Consider the following 26466-nt stretch of genomic DNA (forward strand, 5'->3'; position numbering starts at 1 on the left):
CGGATCAGCAGCTGTAGTACAGCTCGTATTCCAGTGGGTGTACGAAGGTGCGGACCTTGATTTCTTCTTCGCTTTTCAGAGCGATGTAAGCGTCGATGAAGTCATCGGAGAACACGCCGCCCTTGGTCAGGAACGCGCGACCTTTGTCCAGCTCTTCCAGGGCTTCTTTCAGGCTGCCGCAAACTTGTGGGATCTCTTTCGCCTCTTCAGGCGGCAGGTCGTACAGGTTTTTGTCAGCGGCATCGCCAGGGTGGATCTTGTTCTGGATGCCGTCCAGGCCAGCCATCAACAGGGCAGCGAAGCCCAGGTACGGGTTGGCTGCTGGATCCGGGAAGCGGGCTTCGATACGGCGAGCGCGAGGGCTGGACACGTAAGGAATACGGATCGAAGCGGAACGGTTACGCGCCGAGTAGGCCAGCATGACCGGAGCTTCGAAACCTGGGACCAGACGCTTGTAGGAGTTGGTCGACGGGTTGGTGAAGCCGTTCAGGGCCTTACCGTGCTTGATGATGCCGCCGATGAAGTACAGGGCGGTGTCGGACAGGCCGGCATAACCTTCGCCAGCGAAGGTGTTCTTGCCATCTTTGGCGATGGACAGGTGAACGTGCATACCCGAACCGTTGTCGCCGTACAGCGGCTTAGGCATGAAGGTCGCGGTGCGGCCGTAGGCATCGGCAACGTTGTGTACGCAGTACTTCAGGGTTTGAACTTCGTCAGCCTTGGCTACCAGGGTGTTGAACTTCACGCCGATTTCGTTCTGGCCAGCGGTTGCCACTTCGTGGTGGTGAACTTCGATGACCAGGCCCATTTCTTCCATGGCGTTGCACATGGAGGTACGGATTTCGTGGTCGTGGTCGAACGGCGGAACCGGGAAGTAGCCGCCTTTGACGCCTGGACGGTGGCCTTTGTTGCCGCCTTCCACGTCCTGGTCGGACATCCACGAACCTTGTTCGGAGTAGATCTTGAACATCGAACCGGAGATGTCGGACTTGAACTTCACTTCGTCGAAGATGAAGAACTCAGGCTCTGGACCAACAAATACGGTGTCGCCGATACCGGTCGACTTCAGGTATTCCTCGGCGCGCTTGGCGATCGCACGTGGGTCACGGTCGTAGCCTTGCATGGTCGAAGGCTCTATCACGTCGCAGACCAGGATCAGGGTCGGCTCTTCGGTGAACGGGTCGAGAACAGCGGTGCTGTCGTCCGGCATCAGGATCATGTCGGAGGCTTCGATGCCTTTCCAGCCAGCAATGGAGGAACCGTCGAACATTTTGCCTTCTTCAAAGAAAGCTTCATCCAGCGCGTCGCGAGCCGGCATGGTCACGTGGTGCTGAGTGCCTTTGGTGTCCGTGAAGCGCAGATCAATCCACTTGACGTCATGATCTTTGATGAGTTGAACCGACTTCGACATAGTGTCCTCCGGGTGGCTTCGGGCTTAGTAGTGGATGCCCTTAGAATGTGGGTGATGCCGGCGCGAATACTCTGCCAAGGCAACCTGCCTCACAAGGGAGCAAATTGCATGCCAGTGCCCCACCATGGGTTTTTTGCCCCAAATTCACGCTTATATAGGAGCAAAGTGTCTTAAAGCAGAAAATCTCGCCCTACAATGTGGCGCTAAAATCGACAAATGACCTGTTTTGGTGCGCGCAAAACCTTCTGCACATTAACTGGTTAAACCTTGAGCAATTTCCGCTATAATCCGCGCCCCCCTTTTTCGGCTGGCCCAGCGCGCGCTGTTTTCATGAAACTAATCGTAAAAGTCTTCCCCGAGATCACCATCAAGAGCCGCCCGGTACGGATGCGTTTCATCCGTCAGTTGGCCAAGAACATCCGTACCGTGCTCCGCGACCTGGACCCGGCTGTGGTGGTGAACGGTGTGTGGGACAATCTCGAGCTGGAAACCCGCGTCAGCGAGCCCAAAGCCCTGAAGGAGATGACCGAGCGCCTGAGCTGCATGCCGGGCATCGCGCATTTCCTGCAGGTCGACGAGTACCCGTTGGGCGACTTCGATGACATCGTCGTCAAGTGCAAGCAGCACTTCGGTGATGCGTTGGCCGGGAAGATTTTTTCGGTGCGCTGCAAGCGTGCCGGCAAGCATGAATTCAGCTCGATGGACGTCGAGAAATACGTCGGCAGCCAACTGCGTCGTCAGTGCGGCGCCGCTGGAATCTCGCTGAAAGAGCCGGAAATCGAAGTTCGCATCGAAATTCGCGACAAACGGTTGTTCGTGATCCACAACCAGCACAACAGCATCGGCGGTTATCCGCTGGGTGCCCTGGAGCAGACGCTTGTGCTGATGTCCGGCGGCTTCGATTCCACCGTCGCCGCGTACCAGATCATGCGGCGCGGGCTTATGAGCCATTTCTGCTTCTTCAATCTGGGCGGACGGGCCCATGAACTGGGCGTTATGGAAGTCGCGCATTTCATCTGGAAGAAGTACGGCAGCTCCCAACGCGTGTTATTTGTCAGTGTGCCTTTCGAAGAAGTACTGGGAGAAATTCTCGGGAAAGTCGATAACAGTCATATGGGCGTAGTTTTGAAGCGTATGATGTTGCGCGCTGCTTCTCGTATTGCCGATCGGCTGGAGATCGATGCGCTGGTGACCGGCGAGGCGATTTCCCAAGTGTCGAGCCAGACGCTGCCGAACCTGTCCGTGATCGACTGCGTGACCGACAAGCTGGTCTTGCGTCCGCTGATCGCCAGTCACAAGCAGGACATCATCGACCTGGCCAACGAAATCGGCACTGCCGACTTCGCCAAGCACATGCCGGAGTATTGCGGGGTCATTTCGGTGAACCCCAAGACCCACGCCAAGCGTCCGCGCGTGGAGCATGAAGAGAAAGAATTCGACATGGCGGTCCTTGAGCGTGCGCTCGAGAACGCCAAACTGGTGCCGATCGATCGCGTGATCGACGAATTGGGCCAGGATGTGCAGATCGAAGAAGTCAGCGAAGCACTGGCCGGTCAGATCATCATCGACATCCGTCACCCGGATGCCGCTGAAGACGAGCCGCTGGAGCTTGCTGGCATTGAGGTACAGACGATGCCGTTTTATGCATTGAACGCTCGTTTCAAGGAACTGGACCCTACTCGCCAGTACCTGCTGTATTGCGACAAAGGCGTGATGAGTCGCCTGCATGCCCACCATTTGCTCAGTGAGGGGCATGCCAATGTGCGCGTTTATCGACCGAGCTAAGAGCCCGGGGCTGTATGCCTGTGGCCTGCGTCACCGGCCCCCCGACTCTGCCGTCAAGCTGTAACGGCAAGGCCTGACTCTACTGTAAATCGCTGCCAAGACTTGTCAGCACACCGAATCCTCTGATCGAGATACACAAGTGATCGAAAATCTACGTAACATCGCCATCATTGCTCACGTTGACCATGGTAAAACCACCCTGGTAGACAAACTCTTGCGTCAATCCGGCACCCTGGAGCGCAACGAGCTCAACGACGAGCGCGTGATGGACTCCAACGACCAGGAGAAAGAGCGCGGTATTACCATTCTGGCGAAAAACACCGCCATCAACTGGAACGGCTACCACATCAACATCGTGGACACCCCGGGCCACGCCGACTTCGGCGGCGAAGTTGAACGCGTAATGTCGATGGTTGACTCCGTTCTGCTGCTGGTTGACGCTCAAGACGGCCCTATGCCGCAAACCCGTTTCGTGACCAAGAAGGCTTTCGAAGCCGGCCTGCGTCCAATCGTGGTGATCAACAAGGTTGACCGTCCAGGCGCGCGTCCGGACTGGGTTCTGGATCAGATCTTCGACCTGTTCGACAACCTCGGTGCTACCGAAGAACAACTGGACTTCCAGGTTGTTTACGCTTCGGCCCTGAACGGTATTGCCGGTCTGGAACACACCGCCATGGCGGAAGACATGACCCCGCTGTACCAGGCGATCGTCGACCACGTTCCCGCTCCAAAAGTTGACCGTGACGGCCCGTTCCAGATGCAAATCTCGGCACTGGACTACAACAGCTTCCTGGGTGTTATCGGCGTTGGCCGTATCGCTCGTGGTCGCGTCAAGCCGAACACCCAGGTCGTGGCTATCGACGTTGACGGCAAGCGCCGCAACGGTCGTATCCTGAAGCTGATGGGTCACCACGGTCTGCACCGCATCGACGTTGAAGAAGCAGCTGCCGGCGACATCGTCTGCATCAGCGGCTTCGACCAGCTGTTCATCTCCGACACCCTGTGCGACCCACAGACCGTTGAAGCGATGAAGCCGCTGACCGTTGACGAACCGACCGTTTCCATGACCTTCCAGGTTAACGACTCGCCGTTCTGCGGTCGTGAAGGCAAGTTCGTCACCAGCCGTAACATCAAAGAGCGTCTGGACAAAGAACTGCTCTACAACGTTGCCCTGCGCGTTGAAGAAGGCGACACCGCCGACAAGTTCAAAGTCTCCGGCCGTGGTGAGCTGCACCTCTCGGTACTGATCGAAACCATGCGTCGCGAAGGCTTCGAAATGGGTGTTGGTCGTCCAGAAGTGATCATCCGTCTGGTTGACGGCGTGAAGCACGAACCGTACGAAAACGTGACCATCGACCTGCCGGAAGAATCCCAGGGCGCGATCATGGAGCAAATCGGTAACCGTAAAGGCGACCTGACCAACATGGTTCCGGATGGCAAGGGCCGTGTGCGCCTTGAGTACAACATCCCGGCTCGTGGCCTGATCGGTTTCCGTAACGAGTTCCTGACCCTGACCTCTGGTGCAGGCATCCTGACCTCGATCTTCGACCGTTACGACGTGATGAAGTCCGGCGACATGTCCGGCCGTCAGAACGGCGTGCTGGTGTCGGTAGCTACCGGTAAGGCACTGACTTACTCGCTGGAAACCCTGCAAGCTCGCGGCAAACTGTTCCTGGGTCACGGCGAAGACGTGTACGAAGGTCAAATCGTCGGCATCAACAGCCGCGACAACGACCTGGGCGTCAACCCAACCAAAGGCAAGAAGCTCGACAACATGCGTGCCTCGGGTAAAGACGAAACCATCGCTCTGGTTCCGCCTATCCGTTTCACCCTGGAACAAGCGCTGGAATTCGTTCAAGAAGACGAATTGTGCGAAGTGACTCCTAAGTCCATCCGTCTTCGCAAGAAGATCCTGGGCGAAAGCGAGCGTACCCGCGCTGCCAAGAAGTCCGGTAACTGAGTCATTTAGTTAGCTGACAAAAAAACGCCCCCGACCGCAAGGTCGGGGGCGTTTTTGTTTGTCTGGGGTTTGGTGTTGACTGGGCTGACGCCATCGCGGGCAAGCCCGCTCCCACAGTGATTTGTGGTGTTCGCATAGTATGGGTACAGCGCCGAATCCTGTGGGAGCGGGCTTGCCCGCGATGAGGTCCTGTCAGGCGTGGAGATTCTGGATCAGAACTTTTCGAGGGTCCGACGGCTCTCGCTGGTCTCGCGCGCCACTTCCTTTGGCTTATAAGCGCAATACCCAGGCCGCGGACCAATTTTTGGGTGATTGCGACAAGTATCCGGGCGCTTTTCATAAATAGTGCACAGACGGCTCTTACGATCCAGGTACAGGCAATCGTTGTTGCTCATGCGCTGGAGGGTGAAGATCTCGGACTTCTGGTTGTAACGCTCGACGATCCCTTCCTTCTGCAGGCGCTTGGCGATGTTCTTCGCTGGCTCGCCACGCTCGAATTCGTCGACAATGCCGATACGGATCAGATCCTTGATCTTGACCTCGACCGGCAAGGTGCAGCAGCTGGACACGCACGAGCCGCACATCGGGGCCGAGTATTTGGCCCAGGTATCGAGGCGATCGATCTCCGCGGCGGCGATCAGGTTGGACTTCATCATCGGTTGTTACCAGCATGCATCAGGGCGCGCGATCATACCGGGACTGGTGGATTTTTGAACAACCTTTCGCCAGATTTTTTCATGTGCCGCTCAATGACACCTGTATTCCGGCACGAGCCCTGCATTCTTTCCGGCACACGACAATCTAATGTCGACCTATCTCGCACTTACTGGAAAAACTGCCGAACCAGAGTTCCAACGACCTGTCAGACCGTCTAGGCTCAACTACTCCACGCTCGCTCGAGGTCCTATCGATGACTCAAGAACCACTTGTTCGCGAAGCAGAGGTGGCCGCATTCCGCGACGCCGTCTTGACCAAACTCACCTACGCGGTGGGCAAAGACCCGGATCATGCCTTCGACCACGACTGGTTCGAAGCCATCGCATTGGCCGCGCGCGATCACATGGTCGAGCACTGGATGGACCATACGCGGCAGATTTACCGTAAAGGCCAGAAGCGCGTTTACTACCTCTCGCTGGAATTTCTCATCGGCCGGCTGCTCTACGACAGCCTGAGCAACCTCGGCCTGCTCGACGTGGCCCGCGAAGCCCTGACCGAACTCGGCGTCGACCTGGAACGCATCCGCCTGCTGGAGCCCGACGCAGCGCTGGGTAACGGCGGCCTCGGTCGACTGGCCGCGTGCTTTATGGAAAGCATGTCCACCCTGGGTATCGCTGGTCACGGTTACGGCATTCGTTACGAGCACGGGCTGTTCCGCCAGGCGATCGTCGACGGCTGGCAGCAGGAACAAACCGAACACTGGCTGGATTTCGGCAACCCGTGGGAATTTGAACGGCCAGAAGTCGTTTACACGATCGGCTTTGGCGGCAGCGTCGAAACCGTCACCGACGATGCCGGCAAATCCAAGCAAGTCTGGAGCCCGGGGGAAACCGTTCGGGCGATTGCCTACGACACGCCGGTGGTCGGTTGGCGCGGTGCGAGCGTCAACACCCTGCGGCTGTGGCGCGCACGGGCCATGGAAGATTTGCACCTGGAGCGCTTCAACGCTGGCGACCACTTGGGCGCGGTAGCCGAAGTGGCCCGGGCCGAGAGTATTTCCCGTGTGCTCTACCCGGCGGACAGCACCGAGGCCGGCCAGGAACTGCGTCTGCGCCAGGAATACTTTTTTGTCGCCGCCTCCCTGCAGGATTTGCTCCGTCGCCATCGCAACATGCACACCTCGGTGCTGACCCTGGGCGATCACGCGGCAATCCAGCTCAACGACACCCACCCCTCGATTGCCGTGGCCGAGCTGATGCGGCAACTGGTCGACATCTATGACGTGGCGTGGGATGCGGCGTGGCAGGTCACCGTCGACACGCTCTCGTACACCAACCACACGCTGTTGCCGGAAGCGCTGGAAACCTGGCCGGTCGGTTTGATGGAGCGCATGTTGCCGCGGCACATGCAGATCATTTACCAGATCAACGCTCAGCACATCGACTCACTGCGCGCCAAGGGCATTCACGATTTCGACGTGCTGCGCTCGGTGTCGCTGATCGAGGAAGACAACGGCCGTCGCGTGCGCATGGGTAACCTGGCGTTCCTGGGTTCTCATAGCGTTAACGGTGTATCCGCGTTGCACACGCAACTGATGCGCAAAACCGTGTTCTCCGAGTTGCACAACCTCTATCCGGAGCGGATCAACAACAAGACCAACGGCATCACCTTCCGCCGCTGGCTCTATCAGGCCAACCCTGAACTGACGTCGATGATGGTCGATGCCCTCGGGCCTGATCTGCTGGATAACGCTGAAGAACGCTTGCTCGACCTGGAACCCTTCGCCGAGAAAGCCGCGTTCCGCAAGGCGTTCGCCGAGCAACGGCTGCACAGCAAGAAAGCCCTGGCGTACATCATCCACGAGCGACTCGGGGTGGCGGTCAACCCGGCGGCGATGTTCGACGTCCAGGTCAAACGGATCCACGAATACAAACGTCAGTTGCTCAATTTGTTGCACACCGTGGCGTTGTATCAGGCGATTCGTGCCGAGCCGGAAATCGACTGGGTGCCGCGCGTGAAGATTTTCGCCGGCAAGGCGGCGGCGAGTTATCACCAGGCCAAGTTGATCATCAAACTGACCAACGACATCGCCCGGGTGGTGAACAACGACCCGACGGTGCGCGGTTTGCTGAAAGTGGTGTTCCTGCCCAACTACAACGTCAGCCTGGCGGAAAGCATTATTCCGGCGGCGGATTTGTCGGAGCAGATTTCCACGGCCGGTTTCGAAGCCTCGGGCACCAGTAACATGAAGTTCGGCCTCAACGGCGCGCTGACCATCGGCACCCTGGACGGCGCCAACGTGGAAATGTGCGAACGCATCGGCGCCGAGCACATGTTCATTTTCGGCCTCAGCGCCCAGCAGGTTGAAGCGCGCAAGCAGAACCATGAGTTCAACGCGACGCCGGACATCGCCGCATCCCATCGCCTCAATGATGTGCTGCAAGCGATTCGCGGCGGAGTGTTCTCGCCGGATGATCCGTCCCGTTACGCCGGGCTGATCGATTCGCTGATCGACTATGACCGCTTCCTGGTCTGTGCCGACTTTGATTCCTACTGGAATGCTCAGATGCGCGTTGAAGCCCATTGGCACGATTCGAAAGAGTGGTGGCGTTCGGCGGTGTTGAACACGTCGCGGATGGGCTGGTTCTCCTCTGACCGGACGATTCGCGAGTACGCCACGGATATCTGGAGGGCGCTGGAGTAACTTTTAGCGACAAATGTGCGCAAGGCCCGACGGCCGTTGGGCCTGATCGATATACTAAGCACCAGTTTCAGTGAGCGCTGCGCGCTCATTCGCGGGCAAGCCTCGCTCCTACAGGGATCGCGTATTTCTGTAGGAGCGAGGCTTGCCCGCGAATGACGTCAGCGCAGACGCTACAAGGCAATGGGCCGCTTAGGGATATCGACCATGCAATGGATGTTCATGCTGATAGGGCTGGTGCTGGGCTGGATACTCGATGAGTCGTTCAGCGATGCGCTGTTAGGCGCGCTGCTCGGGTTGGGCATCGGCCAGACCCTTCGCATCGGCCGCTTGGTTGCTCAGGCCGCCGAGCAACAACGTCAGCTTCAATCGGCCCAGGTTGCGCTGGGTGCGGTCGAGCAGCGTCTGGCGTTGCTGGAGGTGTCCGGCGTCAAGGCGCCTGAAGCCAGCGAGCCTGTCCCGACGCCTGAATTCATTCTTGATGAAATACCCGTCGAAGCCCCGGAATTGATCTGGGACCTTCCTCCTGAACTCGAACCGATAACCGTCGCCGCCACCGAAACCAGTCGGCCACTGCCGGTGGATGCCTGGAAACCCGAACCGGTCGCTCGCGAACCGCAAGCGCCCGCCGCCCCTCGCGGCCCCAATTTCATCGATCGCGCCATCAGCGGCGCCCGCGCCTGGCTGTTTGGCGGCAACACCGTGCTGCGGGTGGGTGTGGTGTTGTTGTTCCTCGGTTTGGCGTTCCTGCTGCGTTACGCCACCGAAGGCATGGTGGTGCCGATCGAATTGCGTTACGCCGGTGTTGCAGCGGCCGCGTTAGGCCTGCTGGGATTGGGTTGGTGGCTCAGAACCCGCAACAACCATTACGCCTTGATGCTGCAAGGCACCGGGATCGCGGTGTTGTACCTGACGGTGTTTGCCGCGATGCGACTGCATCCGCTGCTCGACCCTTCGGCGGCATTGGGCTTGCTGGTCGCGGTGACGGTGTTCTCGGCGATTCTCGCCATCACCCAGGATGCATTGGGCCTCGCCGCCGCTGCGGCACTGGGCGGTTTCGCCGCTCCGATTTTGACTTCCACCGGCGCCGGCAACCATGTCGCGCTGTTCAGCTACTTCGCCTTGCTCAATGCCGGCATCCTCGCGATTGCGTGGTTCAAGGCCTGGCGTCTGCTCAACCTGATCGGTTTTGTCGGCACCTTCGGCATCGGTTTCGCCTGGGGTTTGCGCTCCTATACGCCGGAACTGCTGTGGAGCACCGAGCCGTTCCTGATCCTGTTTTTCCTGATGTATCTGGCCATCGGCCTGCTGTTTACCCGGCGCAAGCTGCTGGAAATGAGCGACGCGCCAGAGGATGGCAGCCGCGAAGCATTGCTGCGCTGGTCGGCGCGCAAGGGTGATTACGTCGACGGCACGATGCTGTTTGGTCCGCCCATCGTCGGCTTCGGTTTGCAGTTCGCGCTGGTGCAACATCTGGAATTCGCCGCCGCTTTCAGCGCGCTGGCGTTGGGCATGATCTACATGGGCCTGGCGCGCCTGCTGATGGGCGGTCGCGCGTTGCTGCTGGCGGAAACCTGTCTGGCACTGGGCGTGATTTTCGCCAGCCTGGCGATTCCATTAGGGCTGGATGCGCGCTGGACGTCGGCGGCCTGGGCAGTGGAGGGCGCGGGGATCTTCTGGCTCGGCCTGCGCCAGCAACGACCGCTGGCGCGCGCCTTCGCTTTGCTGCTGCAACTGGGTTCGGCGCTGGCGTTCCTCAGTGAATTGCGTAGTGGCGATAGCAGCCTGCTGGAAGGGGCGCCGCTCGGCGCATTGATGCTCGGCGTGGCGTTGTTGTTCAGTTTCTACCAATTGCGCAAAGCGTTGCCCGAACAGACCTCGCCGTGGGAACGCAAAGGCCTGCCGGTGTTGGCCTGTCTTGGTCTGACCTTCCTTTATCTGCTGGCACCGTTGTTCTTCTTCACCCACGGCACGGCGATCAGTTGGGCGCTGGCGGGGTTGGTGACGCTGTTCGTCGGCCTGCGCCTGCAATCGCGCACGTTCCTGTTCACTGCGTTTGCCGTGCAGCTGCTGGGTGGCGCGTTGTTCCTGCTTCGCTTGCAAGGTTCGAGCGCTGACTCCGGCGCCGTGTTCAGCGCCGGTTGGAGCGGCTTGCTCAGCGCGTCCTTGATCGGCCTGGCGCTGATCGCGGGCATGTTGCTGGCGGCTCGCGATGAAATGGTCCGCAGCGACATTCGGCTGTTGCGCGGCTTGTCGGTAGTGCTGCTCGCCGGACTGGTGCTGATCAACCTGGCGGTGCTGTTCGTCCTGCCCTGGCAAACCGCGAGCGCAGTGTGGGCAGCCAGTGGTTTGTTCATCATCTGGCTCAGTTTGTACCTCAAGCAGCGCGTGAGTTTTGTCTTCGGTCTGCTGTTGCAGGTGATTGGCGGTGCGGCGTTCCTGCTGGCCGGGCCGGACCTGCTCGGGCCGTTGGCCAGCGAAGGTTTGCGCCCATTGGCGCACAGCGGTTTCTGGACACCGTGGGTGCTGGGCCTGGCCGCGTTCGTCGGCGCCTGGCGCTTGCAGCTCGGCACTCACGCCACGGCCTTCGATGCGTTGAGTTTGCAGAGGTTGTCCGAGGTGCTGCTGGTCTGGGGCGCGGGTTGGTGGGCGTTGGCGTGGATCAGTGAAGTGCTGCGATTTGCGCCGTTGAATCTGCAAGCGACCTTGTTGCTGGCTGTCGCGGCGCTGAGCGTCGCGTTGTGGACGGTGTTGGCACTGCGATTGAAATGGTCGGCGCTGGGCTTGCTCTGCACTTTATTGATGCCGGCGGCGGGCCTGGTATTGGTCGCCGCGTGGCATTCGCGTTACCACCCGGCGGCCAACGTTGGCTGGCTGGCGTGGGCGGCGGTGTTCGTCGTGCATTTCATCTCCCTGCGGCGTCTGGCGCCGAGTCTGCCGGCGCGCGCGCTCAGTACTGCCCACGTGCTCGGCTGCTGGCTGTTGATCGGCGTGCTGGCGCTGGAGTTGCGTTACGGCTTGCTTTTGTTGTCCGAGCAGTACAACGCGTGGCGCTGGTTGGGCTGGGCGATTCTGCCAAGCCTGTATCTGGTGTTGATGGCTGCGCCGCGCAACTGGCCATGGCCGGTGTCGGCTTATCCTCGCGAATATCGCCTGTATGCAGCGGCGCCGCTGGCGGTGTTGATGCTCGGCTGGTTCTGGCTGTCGAACATCGTCAGCGACGGCACGGCCGAGCCGCTGCCCTACGTGCCATTGATCAACCCGCTGGAGTTGGGCCTGCTGTTCGCGTTGTTCGGTGTTTACGCGTGGTCCCGCAGTGCCGTAACGCAACTGGCGATCCGCAAGGACTACGCCGAAAATGCCACGCAACTGATCGCCGGCGTCTCGCTGTTCGTGTTCTTCACCGCACTGGTGATGCGCACCGCTCACCATTGGGGCAGCGTGCCGTTCGAATTGGATGCGTTGCTTGAATCGATGCTGGTGCAGGCCGGTCTGTCCATCGTCTGGACCTTGATGGCGCTGAGTCTGATGATCGGCGGCCATTTGCGTCATCGCCGCGAAGTCTGGCTGATCGGCGCGGCGCTGATCGGCGTCGTGGTGGCCAAACTGTTCTTCGTTGAATTGAGTAACCGCGGCGGCCTCGCCCGGATCGTGTCGTTTATCGGCGTTGGCGTGTTGCTGCTGGTGGTGGGCTATTTCGCCCCGTTGCCGCCCAAGCGCGCCGACGCTGTGCCGCAGGCTGATAAACCGGCCCCGGAAACCGAAGGAGTGTCATCTTGAGTCAGAAGCTGAACCTGAACTGGTTGGGCGCAGTTGCAATGGGTGTGGCGTTGTCGGCCGGTGCCCAGGAAAAACCGGCGGACTTCAGCACTCAGGTGCCGTTGACCGTGACCGGCGAAGGCCCGTGGTATCGCCTCGAATTGCCCTTGGCCGTGCAACTGAATGCGCGGCAAACCGACCTGAGCGACGTGCGCGTCTTCAACGCTGTGGGAGAGGCTCAGGCCTACGCCCTGGCGCGGGAATCCGCGCAGACCAGCGAAAACCGCACGCTGACCGACGTGAAATGGTTTCCGCTGTACAACTCGGCGGACGACACCGAACGCGCGCCCAGCGTGCGCGTGCAATCGAGTGCCAATGGCACGCTGGTCGAAGTGCAGCCGTCCAGCCAGTTGGAGGCGGGCGAAGAAGTGCTGCGCGGCTGGTTGCTCGACGCCAGTGGGATCAAGGCACCGTTGCAGCAGTTGATCCTCGACTGGACCAGTGAGCGCGACGGCTTCCAGCGTTTCAGCATTGAAGCCAGCGACGACTTGCAGAATTGGCAGTCCTGGGGCGAAGGGCAAGTGGCGCGGCTGACGTTCGCCGACGAGCGGGTCGAGCAGCATGAAGTCGGCTTGCCGGGGCAATCGGCGCGTTATTTGCGCCTGCTGTGGAGCACGCCACAATCGGCGCCGGTGCTGACCTCGGCGCAACTGGAAAGCGCCAGCAGCCGCAGCCTGCCGCTGCCGTTGGTCTGGTCGCAACCGTTGGCCGGCAGCCGTGTGAAGGCCGGTGAATACACCTGGCAATTGCCGATGGGCTTGCACGTCGAACGCTTGCAGGTCGAGTTGAGTCAACCCAACAGCCTGGCGCCGGTGACGTTGGCCGGTCGTCGGGAAAGCAGCCTGCCGTGGCAGGCGCTGAGCAGTGGTTTGCTCTATCGCCTGACCCAGAATGGCCAGGATGTGGTGCAGAACGAATTGCAGCTGCCGGGGCAGACCGTGCAGCAGTTGAAACTGACCGTGGACGAGCGCGGCGGAGGCCTCGGCGAAGAGGCACCGACGGTTCGGTTTGCCGTGCGTTCGACGCAATTGGTGTTCCTGGCGCGCGGCGCAGGTCCTTACACGCTGGCGCTGGGGAGTGCGACGGTGAAGGCGGCGAACCTGCCGCTGTCGATGTTGATCCCGGATTACAGCGCGGCGAAATGGGCGGCACTGGGCAAGGCTGAGGTTGATAGCGGGGCGGTTGCCATCACGCCGGTGTCGCCGGTGACAACGGCTGCGACCAATGACACGAACTGGAAGAAATTCGGGTTGTGGGCGGTGTTGTTGCTGAGTGTTTTGTTCCTGGGGGCGATGGCGTTCAGCCTGTTGCGCAAACCGGCCACTAAATCCTGAGAATGGCTGGCGCTGCGCACCATTCGCGAGCAAGCCCGCTCCCACATTTGATCTCTGGTGTTCACAAATTTTGCGTTCACTGCAGATCCAATGAGGGAGCGGGCTTGCTCGCGAAGGCGGTCTATCAGGCAAAAAAAATCTCGAAACTGCCACCCATCCTTGACCCACATCCCGTCCATTTCGAACTACGCTCTTCCCGGCGCATGAACTCTATTGGGCGGATCACGTCTGATAGGAGGAAATGCGCCCCGACTCGCGCTAAACTGCGCGGGTTTTTAGCCCCCAATCCACCGGAGCCTTCCATGTCCCGCGTTACCCTGAGTCGCTATTTGATTGAGCAGACCCGTAGCAATAACACCCCTGCCGATCTGCGTTTCCTGATCGAAGTGGTGGCGCGTGCTTGCAAAGAGATCAACCACGCCGTGTCCAAAGGCGCCCTCGGTGGTGTTCTGGGCAGCATGGGCACTGAAAACGTTCAAGGTGAAGTGCAGAAGAAACTCGACGTGATCTCCAACGAGATCCTGCTCGAAGCCAACGAATGGGGCGGTCACCTGGCCGGCATGGCGTCCGAAGAAATGGACAACGCCTACCAGATCCCGGGCAAATACCCGAAAGGCGCGTACCTGCTGGTGTTTGACCCACTGGACGGTTCGTCGAACATCGATATCAACGCGCCGGTCGGTACGATCTTCTCGGTGCTGCGTTGCCCGAGCGAATACCTGAGCCAGAACGAGCCCTTGAACGAAAAGGCCTTCCTGCAGCCTGGCACCGAGCAAGTGGCGGCCGGTTACGCGATCTACGGTCCACAGACCATGTTGATCCTGACCCTGGGCGATGGCGTGAAAGGCTTCACCCTGGACCGTGAAATGGGCAGCTTCGTGCTGACCCACGAAGACATCAAGATCCCGGAAACCACCCAGGAATTCGCGATCAACGCGTCCAACCAACGTCACTGGGAAGCGCCGGTCCAACGCTACGTCGGCGAATTGCTGGCGGGCGAAGAAGGCCCGCTGAAAAAGAACTACAACATGCGCTGGGTCGCCGCGATGGTCGCGGACGTGCACCGCATCCTGACCCGTGGCGGTCTGTTCATGTACCCACGCGACAGCCGCGAGCCGTCCAAACCGGGCAAGCTGCGCCTGATGTACGAAGCCAACCCGATGTCGTTCCTGGTTGAACAGGCCGGCGGCGCTTCCACCGATGGCCATCAGCGCATCCTCGACATCAAGCCTGACGGCTTGCACCAGCGTGTCGCGGTGTTCCTCGGCTCGAAAGAAGAAGTCGAACGCGTCACGGCTTACCACAAGGAATAAACATGACAGCGCCCTGGCAGCCGTTGCTCGAATGGTGGTTTGGAACTTCCGAATCCTCAAAAGAAGTGGCGGCTGACAAGGGCAAGTTGTGGTTCGGCAAGCGCGACAGCCAGGACCTCGAAGCGCGCACGCGTTTCGGGGACTGGGTCGAGCAGGCACTGGCCGGCGGATTGACCGAGTGGGCGCAACGCCCCGAAGGTTGGCTGGCCCTGGTGCTGCTACTCGACCAAATCCCGCGAATGATCTTTCGCGACACTCCCAAATCCTTTGCCGGTGATCTCCGGGCCCAGGCGCTGGTGGCGCAAGGCATCGCTGCAGATTTCGATCGGCAGTTACAGCCGATTCAACGCGTGTTTATCTACCTGGTGTTTGAGCATTGCGAGAATCTTGCGGTGCAAAACGAGGCGGTTTCCCGCTACATCGACCTGGTGGCACAACAGCCGGAAACGGATCGAGCGCTGTTTACCGATTACCTGAATTACGCCGAGAAGCATCAGCAGGTGATTGCGCGGTTTGGGCGGTTCCCGCATAGGAATGCGGTGTTGGGAAGGGAATCTACGGCTGAGGAATTGGTGTTTCTTTCGACGCCGGGTTCACGGTTTTAGTTTTTTGGGGCGGCCGATGCCGCCATCGCCAGCAGGCTGGCTCCCACATTTGATCGGTGGCATTCACAAATCCCCTGTGGGAGCTAGCCTGCTAGCGATTGTGCCAGTGGCAGCACTTTAGATCCTGAAACTACCCACCAACTGCTTCAACCGCGCCGCCTGCTGTTCAAGGTCAGCGCACGCGCGCAAGGTCGACTGCAAGTTCTCCACACCTTCCTGGTTCAGCGTGTTGATCTCGGTGATGTCGACGTTGATCGACTCCACCACAGCCGTCTGTTCTTCGGTCGCCGTCGCCACGGATTGGTTCATGCCGTCGATTTCGCCGATACGCTGGGTCACGCTGCCCAGGCGTTCGCCGGCCTGGTTGGCGATGCCGACGCTGCTTTCGCTCTGGCGCTGGCTGTCGGTCATGGTGCTGACCGCTTCGCGGGCGCCGACTTGCAGTTCCTCGATCATCTTCTGCACTTGCTGCGCCGAATCCTGGGTGCGGTGGGCGAGGTTGCGTACCTCGTCCGCGACCACGGCGAAACCGCGCCCGGCTTCACCGGCCCGCGCGGCTTCAATCGCGGCGTTGAGCGCCAACAGGTTGGTCTGCTGCGAGATGCTGGTGATCACTTCCAGAATCTGCCCGATGTTGACGGTGTTGCTGTTGAGCGTCTCGATGTTGCCGCACGAGTCGCTGATTTTCGCCGACAGCTGCTGCATCGCCGCGATGGTTTTATCCACCACGTGCTGACCGTCTTCGGCCAAGGCCCGGGCATCGCTGGAATGCTGGGAGGCGAGGGCGGCGTTCTGGGCGATTTCCTGGGCGGCGGCGCCCAGTTCGTTGATCGCTGCGGCCACGCTGCTGGTGCGCGAGGCTTGCTGGTCGGAGTTGAACATCGATGAGTTCGACGCCGCCACCACACGCAAGGCGACTTCGTTGACCTGGCCGGTGGCCGAGGCCACTTCGGTAATCGACGTATGGATACGTTCCACAAAGCGGTTGAACGAGGTGCCCAAGGCACCGAATTCGTCGTGGCCATGAATGGTCAGGCGTTTGGTCAGGTCACCTTCGCCTTCGGCGATGTCATGCATGGCGCGGCCCATGGTCAGCAGCGGCTGCATCAGGAAACTGATCAACATGCCCAGCAGCGCAATGATGATCACCACGGCGATGACCATGGCGATGATGGCTGAGGTGCGGAACTCGCTGAGCATCGAGAACGCGGTGTCTTGATCGAGCACCAGCGCCACGTACCAGTCCGCCGACGGCACGCCGTTGACGTGAGTGAAGGAGATGAACTGGCTCTTGCCGTCGATCTCGACCTCTTTCATGCCCGGGCTGACTTTCGGCGCACCGTTGGGGTAGGCGTCGGCCAGGCTCTTGAGCACCAGTTTGCTGTCCGGGTGGATCAGGATTTTGCCGTCTGCGCCGACGATAAACGCATGACCGTGACCGCCGAAGTTCAGCGAGTTGATGATCGCGCTGACGCTGGACAGGTCGATGTCTGCGCCGGCAACGCCGATCATCTGGCTCTCGTGCTTCACCGGCGTGGCCACGGTGATCACCAGTTTGCCGGACGAAGCGGCGATGTACGGTTCGGTGACGATGGTCTGTTGCGCACTGTTGGCCGCCTTGTACCAGCCACGGGCGCGTGGGTCGTAGTCGGCGGCGCGATTGCCGGCCGGGATCGAGAACATCACGCCGTCGGTGCCACCGAAGTAGCTCAACTGAAAGTTGCTGGTGTAGGCCGGCAGGTCGATCGCGCGTTTGAGATTGGCCTGGGCGCTGCCGTCCACGGCAATCTGCTGGGACAACGATTGCAGCAACTGGATGCGGCTTTCCAGCCAGGTCTGGATGTTGCTGGTGGTCAGGCTGCCGAGTTCCTGCATCGACGATTCGGTACTGCTGCGCAGGGTCTGGCGCTGCCGGTAGTCGTTAAACAGGATGAAACAAGCGAATGCAACCGCCACTACGAGGGCAGCAGCCGACAAGATCTTGTGGCTGAACTTCATGTTTCTGGTCATTAAATGCGCTACCGCGGAGGGGGCTGGTCAACAAGAGCGTCTTGCGTTGCATTTATGTCGACAGGCCCGCGCCAAAGATTAGGCGTCTGTTGCGAAAAACGACGAAATACTCAACAGCGAAAGAAAGTGGCTGATTTTTCGGCAAAAGGCAGACGAGCGGCCTAATAAATAGCCGGGCTGTCAGGGAACCAGACAGGGGTTTTCTCTTCTAAGCTTCTGCTTGGCAGACATGCCATTCCCCTTCGCCCCAGGAGCTACACCATGTCGCTGCGATCTATTGCCCTGCTTTCGTTCTGCGTGTTGTTGGCTGCGTGCAGCAAGGTCAATCAGGAAAACTATTCCAAACTGTCGGCCGGCATGCCCAAGGCCGAGGTAGAAACCTTGCTGGGTAAACCCGCCGACTGTTCGGGCGCGCTCGGCATGTCCAGTTGCACCTGGGGCGACAAGAACAGCTTTATCAGCGTGCAGTACGCCGGTGACAAAGTGCTGATGTTTTCCGGCCAAGGCCTGAAGTAAACCGGGGCTATACGCCCACGGGAGAAAAACAATGAAGCGGTTATTGATGTTACTTTTTGCCGGCCTGGTACTGGCCGGCTGTGCCACGTCTGGCAATGATCCGTTGGCGCCCAAGACCGTCAACAGCGTCAACCTCAAGAAGTACCAAGGGACCTGGTACGAATTGGCCCGTCTGCCGATGTATTTCCAGCGCAACTGCGCGCAATCTGAAGCCCATTACACGCTCTTGCCTGACGGTAATATCGCGGTATTGAACCGCTGCCTGACGCCGCAGTGGCAGTGGGAAGAAGCCAAGGGCACGGCTTATCCACAAGTACCGGGCAAGACCGACAAGTTGTGGGTCGAGTTCGATACCTGGTTCTCGCGATTGCTGCCGGGTGTGGCGAAAGGGGAATACTGGGTGTTGTACGTCAGCGATGACTACAAGACCGCGATCGTTGGCGACCCTAGCCGTCGATATCTGTGGCTGCTGTCACGGACCCCGACGGTCAATGGTGTAGTGCGTGAAGAGCTGCTGAGCAAGGCGCGTCAGCAAGGCTACGACACCACGCGACTGATCTGGCGTGCGTCGGATACGCAGATGGCCAAGACCTCGAACTGACGGCTAGTAGAAAACAAATGTGGGAGCGAGCCTGCTCGCGATAGCGGAGTATCAGTCAACACTTCTGTTGAATCTGATGGCCCTATCGCGAGCAGGCTCGCTCCCACATTTTGTTTTGCGTTAGCCCAGAAGGTCGCGCAGGACTTGGGTGAACGCGCGGTTGCTCTCTTCTTCGCCGGCATGGCGCCCGTCGCGCACGACCCACTGGCCATTGACCAGCACATCCCGCACCTGGCGATCGCCACCGGCAAACAACCAGCGATTGAGAATCCCGTCACCGCTGGCCGTTGCCAGGTACGGATCGTTGCCGTCCAGCACCAGCCAATCGGCGCGCTTGCCGACTTCCAGTGCGCCAATCGGCTGCCCCAACGCCTGAGCCCCGCCATCCAGCGCGGCGTCGTACAACGTGCGGCCGACCATCGGCTGATCGGCGCCATACAAACGATTACGCCGCTGATCGCGCAGACGCTGGCCGTATTCCAGCCAGCGCAATTCTTCGACCACGCTCAACGACACATGGCTGTCGGAACCGATACCCATGCGCCCGCCCTGCGCGAGGAAATCCACCGCCGGGAAAATCCCGTCGCCGAGGTTGGCTTCGGTGGTCAGGCACAAACCGGCGATGGCGCGACTCTGGGCCATCAGCGTGACTTCTTCCGGGTTGGCGTGGGTCGCGTGGACCAGGCACCAGCGTTGGTCGACGTCGGTATTTTCGTACAGCCATTGCAGCGGGCGGCGACCGCTCCAGTTCAGGCAGTCATCGACTTCTTTCTGCTGTTCGGCGATGTGAATGTGCACCGGGCACTGCTGGTCGCTGGCCGCCAGCACTTCGCTGATCTGCTGCGGTGTGACCGCGCGCAACGAGTGAAAACACAGGCCCAGCGACTGCGCCGGTTGCTGCGCCAGGATCGGCTGCAAGCGCGACTGCAGCTTGAGGTAGTTTTCGGTGCTGTTGATAAAGCGGCGCTGGCCGTCGTTCGGGGTCTGGCCGCCGAAACCGGAATGGCTGTACAGCACCGGCAGCAGAGTCAGGCCGATACCAGCGGAACTGGCAGCCTGGCTGATGCGCAGCGCCAGTTCGGCCGGGTCGGCGTACGGTTGGCCGCTGGTGTCGTGGTGCACGTAATGAAATTCCGCGACCGAGGTGTAACCGGCCTTGAGCATTTCGATGTACAGCTGACGGGCAATGACGCCGAGCTGGTCCGGGCTGATTTTTCCGACGAGGCGATACATCAAATCGCGCCAGGTCCAGAAACTGTCGTTCGGATTACCCGCCACTTCCGCCAGCCCGGCCATGGCCCGCTGGAAGGCGTGGGAGTGCAGATTCGGCATACCCGGCAGCAGCGGGCCGCTTAGCCGTTCGGCGCCATCTGCAGTGGAATCGGCCTGGATATGGGTCAAAACGCCGTCGGCGCTGACCTCAAGACGTACATTGTTGGCCCATCCACTAGGCAGCAGCGCGCGTTCGGCAAAGAAGGCGGACATGGTTCAGCACCCCATCGTGTGTTATTTGTATATACATATACAGACGTTTGCCTGCTCGGTAAACTCCGGCAAGCTAGCAATCTCTTCTCAACGAACAAGGATCCACCGTGCCAACTCCGCCTGCCACATTGCCGCCGAATGCCAATCTGAGCGCCAATCTGGGCGACAGTCCGGCGCCCTTGTACGCCCGCGTCAAACAAATGATCACCCAGCAAATCGACAGTGGAAACTGGCCGCCGCACTACCGCGTTCCGTCGGAAAGTGAGCTGGTCAGCCAGTTGGGCTTCAGCCGCATGACCATCAACCGCGCTCTGCGCGAGATGACCGCCGACGGTTTGCTGGTGCGTATGCAAGGCGTCGGCACCTTCGTCGCGGAACCGAAAAGCCAGTCCGCTTTGTTTGAAGTGCACAATATCGCCGACGAAATCGCCTCCCGTGGCCATCGCCACACCTGCAAGGTGATCACCCTGGAAGAAGAGGCCGCCGGTTCCGAGCGCGCACTGGCCCTGGACATGCGCGAAGGCCAGAAGGTGTTCCACTCGCTGATCGTGCATTTCGAAAACGATATCCCGGTGCAAATCGAAGACCGTTTCGTCAACGCGCTGGTCGCTCCGGACTACCTCAAGCAGGATTTCACCCTGCAAACGCCATACGCCTACCTGAACCAGGTCGCACCTCTGACCGAAGGCGAGCACGTGGTCGAGGCGATTCTGGCTGAGGCCAGCGAGTGCAAATTACTGCAGATCGAAAAGGGCGAGCCGTGTCTGCTGATTCGTCGCCGCACCTGGTCCGGCCGTCAGCCGGTGACCGCCGCCCGTTTGATCCACCCCGGTTCCCGTCATCGTCTGGAAGGACGGTTTCATAAATAGAGAGCCATAAATGAGTGAGTTGAAGGTTTTACGCGCAAAAGACTACCCGCGCATGCCGTGGAAAAACGGCGGCGGCAGCACTGAAGAAATCACCCGCGATGCCGGCACCGGCCTTGAAGGTTTCGGCTGGCGCCTGTCGATTGCCGACATTGGCGAGTCGGGCGGGTTTTCCACCTTCGCCGGTTACGAGCGGGTGATTACCGTGCTGCAAGGCGATGGCATGACCTTGTCGGTGGATGGCCAGGCCACGCGGCCCTTGTTACCGATCGATCCGTTCGCCTTCAGCGGTGAGAGTCAGGTGTCGTGCACCTTGCTGGGCGGACCGATCCGCGACTTCAACCTGATTTACGCGCCGCAGCGTTATAGCGCGCGGTTGCAGTGGCTGGACGACGAGCAGCGGTTTTTCAGCGACGCCGAGACTGTACTGGTGTTCAGTGTCAGTGAGTCGCTAGAAGTGAAGGTCGGTAACAGCGCTTCGCAACTGGGTCACCATGATTGCCTGCAACTCGACGGTAACGCTAGGCTGCTGGAAATCTCCAGCAATGGCCCGTGCTGCGTGATTGAACTGATCGCACGCTGATCCAGCATCCCTTTCGCGGGCAAGCCTCGCTCCTACAGGTTTTATGTCCATCTCCCATCGGGGGAACGACTAATAACCTGTAGGTGCGAGGCTTGCCCGCGAAGCTTTTCGCTACCCAAACCCGTTCCCCATCGCGCACCAACTTGTTACCGAACGCCCCAGCGTGGCGCAAAACCACGCTCAAGTAACAACGCTCACACCCGCCGAAAAATCCCCCTGAAAAATTTCATCTACGCCAGAACCCTTGATTCAGGCGCTTTCCAGCCATTCCAAAAGTTTTCTTGAACAGCCATCCAACAAGTTGGCCGCTTGATTGCATATGCTTGTATGTACAAGTAAAGACGTATGCGTATGAGTCGACCGAGACTCCTCGCAGCGTCCACTGATTCGCTTGTGACGCTTTGGGCGCACAGGCTGGCTTGCCCACCGCCAGGGTTGGTTTGAATTGATCGCTGAGGAGTCTTTTTCGTGACTGACAATACCCAGAAACCTACCAAGTACCGTAACGTTGAAATTCGTGCCGCACGCGGTAACAAACTGACTGCGAAGAGCTGGCTGACTGAAGCGCCGCTGCGCATGCTGATGAACAACCTCGACCCTGAAGTCGCCGAGAACCCTAAAGAACTGGTGGTTTACGGTGGTATCGGTCGTGCGGCACGTAACTGGGAATGCTACGACAAGATCGTCGAAAGCCTGACCAACCTGAACGACGACGAGACCCTGCTGGTGCAATCCGGCAAGCCGGTCGGCGTGTTCAAGACCCACAGCAACGCACCGCGCGTTCTGATCGCCAACTCCAACCTGGTGCCGCACTGGGCGAGCTGGGAGCACTTCAACGAACTCGACGCCAAAGGCCTGGCCATGTACGGCCAGATGACCGCCGGTAGCTGGATCTACATCGGCAGCCAGGGCATCGTTCAAGGCACCTACGAAACCTTCGTCGAAGCCGGTCGCCAGCACTACAACGATGACCTCAAAGGTCGTTGGGTCCTGACCGCAGGCCTCGGCGGCATGGGCGGTGCTCAACCTCTGGCCGCGACACTGGCCGGCGCTTGCTCGCTGAACATCGAATGCCAGCAGGTGAGCATCGATTTCCGCCTGAACAGCCGTTATGTCGACGAGCAAGCCAAAGACCTCGACGACGCGCTGGCCCGCATCGAGAAATACACCAAGGAAGGCAAGGCGATCTCCATCGCACTGCTGGGCAACGCGGCGGAAATTCTCCCGGAACTGGTCAAGCGTGGCGTTCGCCCGGACATGGTCACCGACCAGACCAGCGCCCACGACCCACTCAACGGTTACCTGCCGGCCGGCTGGACCTGGGAAGAGTACCGCGCTCGCGCCAAGACCGAGCCTGCTGCCGTGGTCAAAGCCGCCAAGCAATCCATGGCCGTGCACGTTAAAGCCATGCTCGAATTCCAGAAAATGGGCATTCCGACCTTCGACTACGGCAACAACATCCGTCAGATGGCTCAGGAAGAAGGCGTGGAAAACGCATTCGACTTCCCAGGTTTCGTACCGGCTTACATCCGTCCACTGTTCTGCCGTGGCATCGGCCCGTTCCGTTGGGCTGCGCTGTCGGGTAACGCTGAAGACATCTACAAGACCGACGCTAAAGTAAAAGAACTGATCCCGGACGACGCTCACCTGCACAACTGGCTGGACATGGCGCGCGAGCGCATCAGCTTCCAGGGTCTGCCGGCACGTATCTGCTGGGTTGGCCTGGGCCTGCGCGCCAAGCTCGGCCTGGCGTTCAACGAAATGGTCCGCAGCGGCGAATTGTCCGCACCGATCGTGATCGGTCGCGACCACCTGGACTCCGGCTCGGTCGCCAGCCCGAACCGCGAAACCGAATCGATGCAGGACGGTTCCGATGCCGTGTCCGACTGGCCGCTGCTCAACGCTCTGCTCAACACCGCGAGCGGCGCGACCTGGGTTTCCCTGCACCACGGCGGCGGCGTCGGCATGGGCTTCTCCCAGCACTCGGGCATGGTGATTGTCTGCGACGGTACTGACGAAGCAGCCGAGCGTATCGCTCGCGTTCTGCACAACGACCCGGCGACCGGCGTTATGCGTCACGCCGATGCGGGTTACCAGATCGCGATCGACTGCGCCAAGGAACAAGGCCTGAACCTGCCGATGATCACCGGCAAGTAATGCTTGCCCTGTAGGAGCGAGGCTTGCCCGCGAACCGATGCACCTCGGTGTGTCAGGAAAGACGCCTTCGCGGGCAAGCCTCGCTCCTACAGGGATCACCCACTAACAATCCACAGAGGTTGAATCATGGCGGTTAACAGTGAACGTGCAGGCAGTAAACCGTTGATCGAGAAACGTTCGATCGACTACATCCCGGAAGCGGAAAGACACGGTCGTCTGTTAAGCCAGTTCACCCTGTGGATGGGTGCCAACCTGCAAATCACCGCGATTGTCACCGGGGCCTTGGCCGTGGTGCTGGGCGGTGATGTGTTCTGGTCGTTGATCGGTCTGTTGATCGGCCAACTGCTCGGCGGTGGCGTGATGGCGTTGCATGCCGCGCAAGGGCCCAAGCTTGGCCTGCCGCAGATGATCTCCAGTCGCGTGCAGTTCGGCGTGTATGGCGCGGCGATCCCGATCGTGCTGGTGTGTTTGATGTACCTCGGTTTCACCGCAACGGGGACCGTGCTTTCCGGCCAGGCGCTGGGCCAGTTGTTTGGCGTCAGTGACAGCGTCGGGATCCTTATCTTCGCCAGTGTCATCGTGCTGGTCACAGTGCTCGGTTATCGGGTGATCCATTGGATTGGCCGTATTGCCAGTGTCATTGGTGTGATTGCCTTCGTTTACCTGTTCAGTCGTTTGATGAGCCAGACGGACGTTGGCGCACTCCTGCAAATCCGCCACTTCAGCTGGAGCAGCTTCCTGCTCGCGGTTTCGCTCGCGGCGTCCTGGCAGATCGCCTTCGGCCCGTACGTGGCTGACTATTCACGCTACTTGCCGAGCAAGACGTCCTCGGTGAAAACCTTTTTCGCCGCTGGCGCAGGTTCGGTCATTGGCGCGCAGGTGGCGATGATCCTCGGCGTGTTCGCGGCCGCATCGGCCAACGGCCAATTTGCCGGTCACGAAGTCGCCTACATCGTTGGTTTGGGCGGTACCGGTGCCACCGCTGCGCTGCTGTACTTCAGCATCGCGTTCGGCAAGGTCACCATCTCCACGCTGAACTCGTACGGCAGCTTCATGTGCATTGCGACCGTCATCAGCGGTTTCCGTGGTGATCTGAAAGTCACGCGCTTGCAGCGTCTGGTGTTCGTGCTGGTCATCGTCGGTGCCGCGACCTTGATGGCGTTGCTCGGTCAGCACTCGTTCCTCGGTGCGTTCAAGTCCTTCATCCTGTTCTTGCTCGCCTTCTTTACGCCCTGGAGCGCAATCAACCTGGTGGACTACTACTGCATCACCCGCGAGCGCTATGACGTGCCGGCGCTGGCCGATCCGAACGGTCGCTACGGCCGTTGGAACGCCCTGGGTATCAGCGTTTATGTCTTCGGTGTGCTGGTGCAACTGCCGTTCATCTCCACCAAGTTCTACACCGGTCCGCTGGTAGCGGCCCTGGGCGATGTGGATATTTCCTGGATCATCGGCCTGGTGATTCCCGCCGCCCTGTATTACGTGTGCGCGAAAAAATGGCACAGCCCGGTACCCGATCATCTGATTCTGCCAGTCGAGCAGGACAGCAATGCAGCACCTATAACAAGCGGGGCCGGTCGCGTTGCGGCGCAGGCCTGATTGGACGTGGACAGGGCCTGGATGCCTCTTGACTGCCGTAAGCCAATTCATGATTAGGAGCGTCACACAATGAAATCGAACAAGACCCTGCTGACCACATTGCTTTCCATGGGCCTGCTCGCCAGCGCCGGCGCCACTCAGGCTGCCGGTTGGTGCGAGTCGGGCAAACCAGTGAAGTTTGCCGGCCTGAACTGGGAAAGCGGCATGCTGCTGACCGACGTGATGCAAATCGTGTTGGAGAAGGGCTACGACTGCAAAACTGACAGCCTGCCGGGCAACTCCATCACCATGGAAAACGCCCTGAGCAGCAACGACATTCAAGTGTTTGCCGAAGAGTGGGTCGGTCGTAGCGAGGTCTGGAACAAGGCCGAGAAGGCCGGCAAGGTCGTCGGTGTCGGCGCTCCGGTGGTGGGCGCCATCGAAGGCTGGTACGTGCCGCGTTACGTGATCGAAGGCGATGCCAAGCGCAAGCTGGAGCCTAAAGCCCCGGACCTGAAAGCGATTGCCGATCTGGGCAAATACGCTGCCGTGTTCAAGGACCAGGAAGAGCCATCCAAGGGCCGTTTCTATAACTGCCCGGCCGGCTGGACCTGTGAGCTGGACAACAGCGAAATGCTCAAAAGCTACGGCCTGGAAAGCACCTACACCAACTTCCGTCCGGGCACCGGTCCGGCACTGGATGCCGCGGTGCTGTCGAGCTACAAGCGTGGCGAGCCGATCCTGTTCTACTACTGGTCGCCAACCCCGCTGATGGGCCAGGTTGATCTGGTCAAACTCGAAGAGAAACCAGGCGTGGACAAGAGCGTGACCATCAAGGTCGGCCTGTCCAAGACTTTCCACGAGCAAGCCCCGGAACTGGTGGCGGTGCTGGAAAAGGTCAACCTGCCAATCGACCTGCTGAACCAGAACCTCGGGCGTATGGCCAAAGAGCGGATCGAGTCGCCAAAACTGGCCAAGATCTTCTTGAAGGAACATCCTGAAGTCTGGCACGCATGGGTGAGCGACGACGCAGCCAAGAAAATCGACGCGGCCTTGTAGGTTGAGCCTCTCCGGCTGTCGGCAAC

The 26466-nt window shown here is 59.9% G+C and carries 18 protein-coding genes and 1 pseudogene; 14 read left to right on the forward strand and 5 right to left on the reverse strand.

Annotated elements, in window-relative coordinates; genetic code table 11:
• Positions 1-4: 4 nt before the first annotated feature.
• Positions 5-1411, reverse strand: a complete 1407-nt coding sequence (gene glnA, locus ACA057_RS01645) for a glutamate--ammonia ligase (RefSeq protein ID WP_010464555.1) — start codon at positions 1409-1411, stop codon at positions 5-7.
• 330 nt (positions 1412-1741) lie between these two features.
• Between glnA and thiI the strand changes: the two genes are divergently transcribed.
• Positions 1742-3196: a tRNA uracil 4-sulfurtransferase ThiI gene (gene thiI, locus ACA057_RS01650; RefSeq protein ID WP_497345448.1), complete on the forward strand. Its 1455-nt coding sequence runs from the start codon at positions 1742-1744 to the stop codon at positions 3194-3196.
• Positions 3197-3335: 139 nt separating this feature from the next.
• Entirely contained in the window at positions 3336-5156 is a 1821-nt protein-coding gene (typA, locus tag ACA057_RS01655; protein WP_497345450.1) for a translational GTPase TypA, read from the forward strand.
• Positions 5157-5368: 212 nt separating this feature from the next.
• Here the strand turns inward: typA and ACA057_RS01660 are convergent, their stop codons facing one another.
• Positions 5369-5809, reverse strand: a complete 441-nt coding sequence (locus ACA057_RS01660) for a YkgJ family cysteine cluster protein (RefSeq protein WP_102136469.1) — start codon at positions 5807-5809, stop codon at positions 5369-5371.
• Between the two features lie 257 nt (positions 5810-6066).
• On the opposite strand from ACA057_RS01660, the gene ACA057_RS01665 reads away from it, so the two are divergent.
• From ACA057_RS01665 to ACA057_RS01685, 5 genes are all read left to right on the forward strand, one after another.
• Positions 6067-8517 (forward strand): glycogen/starch/alpha-glucan phosphorylase, encoded by a 2451-nt coding sequence (locus ACA057_RS01665; RefSeq protein ID WP_497345452.1) that lies wholly within the window; start codon positions 6067-6069, stop codon positions 8515-8517.
• Between the two features lie 204 nt (positions 8518-8721).
• Positions 8722-12294 carry a DUF2339 domain-containing protein gene (locus tag ACA057_RS01670; RefSeq protein WP_497345454.1) on the forward strand — a complete coding sequence of 1191 codons (3573 nt, stop codon included), beginning with the start codon at positions 8722-8724 and terminating at the stop codon, positions 12292-12294.
• On the forward strand, positions 12291-13667 hold the full coding sequence (locus tag ACA057_RS01675; RefSeq protein ID WP_497345456.1) for a DUF3999 domain-containing protein: 1377 nt from the start codon (positions 12291-12293) through the stop codon (positions 13665-13667). Before ACA057_RS01670 ends, ACA057_RS01675 begins: the two co-directional genes overlap by 4 nt.
• Positions 13668-13969: 302 nt before the next feature.
• Entirely contained in the window at positions 13970-14980 is a 1011-nt protein-coding gene (locus tag ACA057_RS01680; RefSeq protein ID WP_401359398.1) for a class 1 fructose-bisphosphatase, read from the forward strand.
• 2 nt (positions 14981-14982) lie between these two features.
• Positions 14983-15585: a DUF924 family protein gene (locus tag ACA057_RS01685; protein ID WP_497345458.1), complete on the forward strand. Its 603-nt coding sequence runs from the start codon at positions 14983-14985 to the stop codon at positions 15583-15585.
• A 117-nt stretch (positions 15586-15702) separates the two neighbouring features.
• Here the strand turns inward: ACA057_RS01685 and ACA057_RS01690 are convergent, their stop codons facing one another.
• Together ACA057_RS01690 and ACA057_RS01695 are read right to left on the reverse strand one after the other, a co-directional pair.
• A complete protein-coding gene (locus ACA057_RS01690; protein ID WP_437180826.1) occupies positions 15703-16467 on the reverse strand; it encodes a methyl-accepting chemotaxis protein in 765 nt (254 codons plus the stop codon).
• 93 nt (positions 16468-16560) lie between these two features.
• Positions 16561-17595: pseudogene (locus ACA057_RS01695) on the reverse strand (HAMP domain-containing protein); the annotation flags it as partial.
• 261 nt (positions 17596-17856) lie between these two features.
• Here ACA057_RS01695 and ACA057_RS01700 point away from each other — a divergent pair.
• Both ACA057_RS01700 and ACA057_RS01705 read left to right on the forward strand, forming a co-directional pair.
• On the forward strand, positions 17857-18111 hold the full coding sequence (locus ACA057_RS01700) for a hypothetical protein (RefSeq protein WP_128872236.1): 255 nt from the start codon (positions 17857-17859) through the stop codon (positions 18109-18111).
• 31 nt (positions 18112-18142) lie between these two features.
• Entirely contained in the window at positions 18143-18712 is a 570-nt protein-coding gene (locus ACA057_RS01705) for a lipocalin family protein (protein ID WP_401359404.1), read from the forward strand.
• A 120-nt stretch (positions 18713-18832) separates the two neighbouring features.
• On the opposite strand, the gene ACA057_RS01710 is transcribed toward ACA057_RS01705, so the two are convergent.
• Positions 18833-20197, reverse strand: a complete 1365-nt coding sequence (locus tag ACA057_RS01710; protein WP_497345461.1) for a formimidoylglutamate deiminase — start codon at positions 20195-20197, stop codon at positions 18833-18835.
• Between the two features lie 200 nt (positions 20198-20397).
• Between ACA057_RS01710 and hutC the strand changes: the two genes are divergently transcribed.
• The 5 genes from hutC (at position 20398) to ACA057_RS01735 (ending at position 26440) form a co-directional block, all read left to right on the forward strand.
• Positions 20398-21066, forward strand: coding sequence for a histidine utilization transcriptional repressor HutC (gene hutC / locus ACA057_RS01715; protein ID WP_231987162.1), 669 nt, complete (start codon positions 20398-20400; stop codon positions 21064-21066).
• A 10-nt stretch (positions 21067-21076) separates the two neighbouring features.
• Positions 21077-21646 carry a HutD/Ves family protein gene (locus ACA057_RS01720; RefSeq protein WP_497345463.1) on the forward strand — a complete coding sequence of 190 codons (570 nt, stop codon included), beginning with the start codon at positions 21077-21079 and terminating at the stop codon, positions 21644-21646.
• 468 nt (positions 21647-22114) lie between these two features.
• Positions 22115-23803 carry a urocanate hydratase gene (gene hutU, locus ACA057_RS01725; RefSeq protein WP_497345465.1) on the forward strand — a complete coding sequence of 563 codons (1689 nt, stop codon included), beginning with the start codon at positions 22115-22117 and terminating at the stop codon, positions 23801-23803.
• Between the two features lie 126 nt (positions 23804-23929).
• The gene (locus ACA057_RS01730; RefSeq protein WP_497345467.1) at positions 23930-25402 is read left to right on the forward strand and encodes a purine-cytosine permease family protein; all 1473 of its coding nucleotides are present in this window, start codon (positions 23930-23932) and stop codon (positions 25400-25402) included.
• A 69-nt stretch (positions 25403-25471) separates the two neighbouring features.
• Positions 25472-26440 carry an ABC transporter substrate-binding protein gene (locus ACA057_RS01735; protein ID WP_497345469.1) on the forward strand — a complete coding sequence of 323 codons (969 nt, stop codon included), beginning with the start codon at positions 25472-25474 and terminating at the stop codon, positions 26438-26440.
• Positions 26441-26466: the final 26 nt, after the last annotated feature.

The organism is Pseudomonas sp. LBUM1661 (assembly GCF_059695925.1).

Bases quoted from the DNA above. Each gene is read 5' to 3' on its own strand.
- ACA057_RS01670 (WP_497345454.1), top strand. From the start codon at position 8,722: ATGCAATGGATGTTCATGCTGATAGGGCTGGTGCTGGGCTGGATACTC.
- ACA057_RS01705 (WP_401359404.1), top strand. From the start codon at position 18,143: ATGAAGCGGTTATTGATGTTACTTTTTGCCGGCCTGGTACTGGCCGGC.
- ACA057_RS01690 (WP_437180826.1), bottom strand. From the start codon at position 16,467: ATGTTCAACTCCGACCAGCAAGCCTCGCGCACCAGCAGCGTGGCCGCA.
- ACA057_RS01735 (WP_497345469.1), top strand. From the start codon at position 25,472: ATGAAATCGAACAAGACCCTGCTGACCACATTGCTTTCCATGGGCCTG.
- glnA (WP_010464555.1), bottom strand. From the start codon at position 1,411: ATGTCGAAGTCGGTTCAACTCATCAAAGATCATGACGTCAAGTGGATT.
- ACA057_RS01710 (WP_497345461.1), bottom strand. From the start codon at position 20,197: ATGTCCGCCTTCTTTGCCGAACGCGCGCTGCTGCCTAGTGGATGGGCC.
- hutC (WP_231987162.1), top strand. From the start codon at position 20,398: ATGATCACCCAGCAAATCGACAGTGGAAACTGGCCGCCGCACTACCGC.
- ACA057_RS01665 (WP_497345452.1), top strand. From the start codon at position 6,067: ATGACTCAAGAACCACTTGTTCGCGAAGCAGAGGTGGCCGCATTCCGC.
- ACA057_RS01730 (WP_497345467.1), top strand. From the start codon at position 23,930: ATGGCGGTTAACAGTGAACGTGCAGGCAGTAAACCGTTGATCGAGAAA.
- ACA057_RS01680 (WP_401359398.1), top strand. From the start codon at position 13,970: ATGTCCCGCGTTACCCTGAGTCGCTATTTGATTGAGCAGACCCGTAGC.
- ACA057_RS01700 (WP_128872236.1), top strand. From the start codon at position 17,857: ATGTCGCTGCGATCTATTGCCCTGCTTTCGTTCTGCGTGTTGTTGGCT.
- thiI (WP_497345448.1), top strand. From the start codon at position 1,742: ATGAAACTAATCGTAAAAGTCTTCCCCGAGATCACCATCAAGAGCCGC.
- ACA057_RS01720 (WP_497345463.1), top strand. From the start codon at position 21,077: ATGAGTGAGTTGAAGGTTTTACGCGCAAAAGACTACCCGCGCATGCCG.
- ACA057_RS01685 (WP_497345458.1), top strand. From the start codon at position 14,983: ATGACAGCGCCCTGGCAGCCGTTGCTCGAATGGTGGTTTGGAACTTCC.
- ACA057_RS01660 (WP_102136469.1), bottom strand. From the start codon at position 5,809: ATGAAGTCCAACCTGATCGCCGCCGCGGAGATCGATCGCCTCGATACC.